This is a genomic window from Polynucleobacter sp. 39-46-10, assembly GCF_002282275.1.
Genome location: NZ_NCJB01000196.1, coordinates 1 through 4451, shown reverse-complemented (window position 1 = coordinate 4451; position 4451 = coordinate 1). Strand labels below are relative to the sequence as shown.

Genomic DNA, 4451 nt, shown 5'->3' with positions numbered 1-4451 from the left:
GGCTTATGTGCGAAGAGATGGTGATTATTTGTATAAAACTTGGGCCAGTAGTACTCGTCCCAGTAAAGCCAGTTTGAAGCAGTTAGCAGCAACCGATTGGCAAGGATTGACGGTAATACGCACCGAGCGAGGTGGTGCGGATGATAGCACGGGTGTGGTGGAGTTTATCGCGCATTGGCGTGATGAACAGGGTAATCTTCAGGAAATGCACGAAGTGAGTGAGTTTGTGCGCGAGAAAGGACGTTGGGTTTACTTGAAAGCTCAAGCCTCTTAAGAGGCTTGAGTAGGAGCGGATTTACACTTTGAACTGGTGCGCTTGCTGTTCGAGCTGTGTTGCAAGAGATTGTAAATGTTCACTGGCGGCAAGCGTGCTACGCATGGCAGAACTGCTATCTTGTGCCATACTAACAATATCGGCCACTTCACCAGCAATACGGTCAGCCTCTGCCAATTGCGATTGCATCGCTCTGGCGATATCTTGAATACGTTGCGAGGTGAGTGTCGCTGATTCTTGAATTTGCGCTAAGGATTCACTCGCTTTATGGCTATGTGAAACGCCTAACTCGACTTGTTCGACCGTGCTACGCATGCGACGCACTGCCGCTTCTGTTTCGCGTTGAATGGTATGAATGACTTGCGTGATTTCACCAGTTGCTTGACTGGTACGAACCGATAGGGAGCGGACTTCGTCGGCCACAACGGCGAAGCCGCGACCTTGTTCACCAGCACGAGCCGCTTCAATGGCAGCGTTAAGGGCTAGCAGATTGGTTTGCTCAGCAATGTCACCAATGGTACTGACAATACCGCTGACACGCTCCGACTCTTCGCCTAGCTTAGAAATCGCATCGGCCATTTGTGAAACTTCACTGGCTAAATGTTCAGCCGTATCAGCCGCCTGTTTCGCTACTTGGCTACCGTTTTCAGCATATCGCCAAGCTTCTTTGGAAATGTGCGATGCTTCTTCAACCTTATCGTTTACTTGGTGTACCGTGTGTTGAATAGAGATTACTGAACGAGAAACTTGATCGGCACGGTGCTGTTGACGTTCAGTAGCATCCAGGACGTGTTGAGCGGTGCTGGTCATTTGGCTGGCCGCGCTACTCACTTGTTCGCTGCCAATCGTCATGGCTTTGAAAACATTCTGTAGGCGTTGAATCAGTCGGTTAAAGGCTTTAGCCATACGGTGAATTTCATCTTGATGGTGATTCAAGGGAATTCTGTGACTAATGTTACTTTCTTGCTCCATGCGGGTCATCGATTTTTCGAGATGCACTACTGGGGTGGTAATGGAATGGGCAATATGACGCACGACAAGGAATAGCACGCCCTGAAAGACCAATTGCATCATCCACATGGTACCGTTGAACCAGGCTAATTTATCTTGTAGGCTGGCGCTAACGGGTTCGTCACTATGATCAGCTAATGCGGTATGAACCAAATCTTCGACCGATATACTTATTAATACCTGTGCGCTGAGTGTCATAATGGCAACGGATAGTTGCGTCATGACTTGTAAGCGTGTTTGCATACTTAAATTTTGCCACCACTGGCTGATAGGGTTCATTTTCCCACTCCTGAACAAAGCTAAAACAGTGAAACGTTAAAAGCATAAAACATGCCATTTTCTGTAGTTTAGCTCCACAGGAAGCGCAACCATAGTCCTATTGTGCTGATGTAGCCGAGTTCTGTGGTGCTGATTTTGCCTTCTGAATTGATAAAAACAGAGGTAGGTAGTGCCTTGGCGCCAAAGGCGGCTAACCATTTACCATCGGGGTCGTTCATCATCAAGGCAGGATTGTCTTCTGGATGATCGGCTAACCATTGTGCTAATTCGTCGGCTTCGGTTTGTACCACGATCATCAGCACGGGGTAGTGTTTGGCAATGTGGGTAATGTTGCCATGATTGGCCACACAGACAGGGCACCAAGGCGCAAAAAAGTGAATGAGTAGAGGTTGTCCAGCAAAGTCAGATAAGGCAATAGGCTGCCCCGTTAGACTGACCCCAGCTAATGCAGGTGGTTCACCCGTTACCACATCTTGATGTTGCCAAGCGCGAACAGCGAGGATAATCACTAAAATAATGACAGCATCTCTCAGCCAGCCTTTCCAGCGTGAGGATGTCGGTTGAGTTGCAGGCGTACTCATAATGCGTGACGTGTAATCTGTACGCCAACGCTTTTGGCTGGTTGAATGGCGTGAGGTTTGCTGAGTTTGAGTGTGACCCAAGCAACACGTTGGTCGGCTAGGCAGAGTTGCGCCAGGTCTTCTGCTAAGGTTTCGACCAGTTCGGTATGCTGTTGTAGGCAGCGTTCGGCTAATTGCTGGCAGAGTTGTGCGTAGTCTAGTGTATCTGCTAAAGCATCACTTTGAGCAGCAGGACGCAGATCAAAGCCGATGTGAATATCTAATAGGATTTCCTGAGCGGCATTTTTTTCATGCTCATAAACGCCAATTCGCGCAGGAAGTCGCAATTGTTCAATAAAAATATGGTCATTCATCGCAATGCAATCTTTTTTATGGGGGTAATTTGCGTTAGCATAACACAATATTTTTTAATTAATTAGGACATGGCGCGTGGTATTAGATCTGATTTGGGTATTATTGGCTTATCTGCTGGGATCGGTTTCTAGTGCGATTATTGTCTGTCGATTAATGGGTTTGCCAGATCCAAGGACTGAAGGTTCGGGTAATCCGGGAGCAACTAACGTTTTACGTATTGGCGGTAAAAAGGCGGCTGCTTTGACCTTGTTAGGCGATATGCTTAAAGGCTATTTGCCGGTTGCTCTCGCTGTCTGGTCTGGCTTGGCGCCTGAAGTGATTATTGCCATCGGTGTGGCTGCTTTTGTCGGGCATTTGTGGCCAGTATTTTTTGCCTTTCAAGGTGGAAAAGGGGTTGCGACTGAATTGGGAGTGCTGTTTGGCTTGCATCCTGTTATTGGTTTGGTGATTGCTGGTGTCTGGTTGCTGATTGCGAAGGGAATGAAAATTTCGTCTTTAGCTGCCTTAATTGCCATGACGCTTGCGCCTGTGATGGTGTGGTTTTGGACGCAAGGTGAATTGAGTTGGACCTTGGGTGTGGCGATGATGAGTGTGATGTTAATGATTCGACACAAAAGCAATATTCAGCGTTTACTTAGCGGTGAGGAAACGAGCATTGGCCGTTAGTACGGTTTTTTTTGCTTGGCTCAAGCAAGGCCTGCAGCGCGGCTGGTTGTGGTTGTTTGCGGTTAGCTTTTTGGCGCTTGCTAGCGTTGCTATTGGTTTTTGGTGGCCAGCAAAGCCTATTTTGGTTGGCGTGGTTCATTCACAAACAGGGACGATGGCGTCAGCAGAAGGCGGTGTATTGCAAATGACTTTGGCAGCCATCAACTATCTCAATCAACAAGGAGGTGTGTTGGGTCGACCCGTCAAACCAGTGGTTATGGACGGTGCTTCGGATGCCCAGCAATTTGCTAAAGCTGTTGATTCTTTAATCGTTGATCATGGTGTTGTTGCTATTTTTGGTGGTTGGACTTCAGCATCACGACGAGCCATGTTGCCTGTCATTGAGCAACATAAGGGACTCTTGGTTTATCCCGTACAATATGAAGGCTTAGAGGAGAGTCAAAACATTATTTATACGGGTACAACGCCGACTCAACAACTCAATTTAGCGATCACATGGATGCTTGAGCATTTTGGTTCTCGCGTGCTGTTGGTGGGGTCGGATTACATTTTTCCTCGTGTTGAAAATACCATTGCTCAGTTAGTGCTTAAACGTTTAGGAGCTCAGGTGTGTGGCGAATACTACATTAAGCTGGGTTCAGCGAGTGTCGATGGTTTAGCGAATATGGTCGCTGAATGCAAGCCAGACTTTATCATTAATACGGTCAATGGTAGTGATAATTTGGCACTGTTTCGGTTGCTGCGTCAGGAGGGTGCCAATCTTCCATTAATGTCATTGAGCATGGATGAACTTCAGTTGCAGCAGTTAATTGTGGCCTTAGGTGAGCGTGTCGCCAAAGAACATTATGTTGCAACCGGTTACTTAAGCTCGCTTGAGACACCAGAGAATCGGGAGTTTAAGGCACGCGTTGCCAATGTAACTAATCATCATCAGTTAGATGTGCGTTATATTTCAGCAGCGATGAAATCGGCTTGGGATGGTGTCTTTCTCTGGGCGCAAGCGGTCAATGCGGCCTCAGAGTTATCAGCTGAGCAAGTGTTGCATGCCATTGAGGGAATGTCATACGCTTCGGCAACCGGCCCAGTCACCGTCGATCCTTTCAATCGACATTTGTGGCAACCCGTATTTATTGGTAAGGCCCAGGCGAATGGACAGTTTGCGCTTGAATGGCAAACCACTTCATTGGTTGAGCCCGAACCTTGGCCATTAGGGCTACCTAAGCATGCTTGGCAACGTGTTGTGCAAAGTTGGTATGATATCTGGGGACAGCAATGGCAAGCTCCGT

The 4451-nt window shown here is 47.7% G+C and carries 6 protein-coding genes; 3 read left to right on the top strand and 3 right to left on the bottom strand.

The genetic code is table 11. The features are described 5' to 3' along the window. On the top strand, positions 1–274 hold a 274-nt coding region (locus B7X71_RS12395), incomplete at its 5' end, for a YchJ family metal-binding protein (RefSeq protein ID WP_293600888.1). 21 nt (positions 275–295) lie between these two features. Here B7X71_RS12395 and B7X71_RS12390 read toward each other — a convergent pair. From B7X71_RS12390 to folB, 3 genes are all read right to left on the bottom strand, one after another. After that, the gene (locus tag B7X71_RS12390) at positions 296–1564 is read right to left on the bottom strand and encodes a HAMP domain-containing methyl-accepting chemotaxis protein (protein ID WP_293600887.1); all 1269 of its coding nucleotides are present in this window, start codon (positions 1562–1564) and stop codon (positions 296–298) included. Between the two features lie 68 nt (positions 1565–1632). Then, positions 1633–2145: a redoxin family protein gene (locus tag B7X71_RS12385; RefSeq protein ID WP_293600886.1), complete on the bottom strand. Its 513-nt coding sequence runs from the start codon at positions 2143–2145 to the stop codon at positions 1633–1635. Then, entirely contained in the window at positions 2142–2498 is a 357-nt protein-coding gene (folB, locus tag B7X71_RS12380; protein WP_293600885.1) for a dihydroneopterin aldolase, read from the bottom strand. Before folB ends, B7X71_RS12385 begins: the two co-directional genes overlap by 4 nt. 76 nt (positions 2499–2574) lie before the next feature. Here folB and plsY point away from each other — a divergent pair, with 76 nt between their 5' ends. Continuing rightward, complete coding sequence (gene plsY, locus B7X71_RS12375; protein WP_293600884.1) at positions 2575–3165, top strand: glycerol-3-phosphate 1-O-acyltransferase PlsY; 591 nt, start codon at positions 2575–2577, stop codon at positions 3163–3165. Further along, on the top strand, positions 3155–4451 hold a 1297-nt coding region (locus B7X71_RS12370), incomplete at its 3' end, for an urea ABC transporter substrate-binding protein (protein ID WP_293600883.1). The genes plsY and B7X71_RS12370, both read left to right, overlap by 11 nt.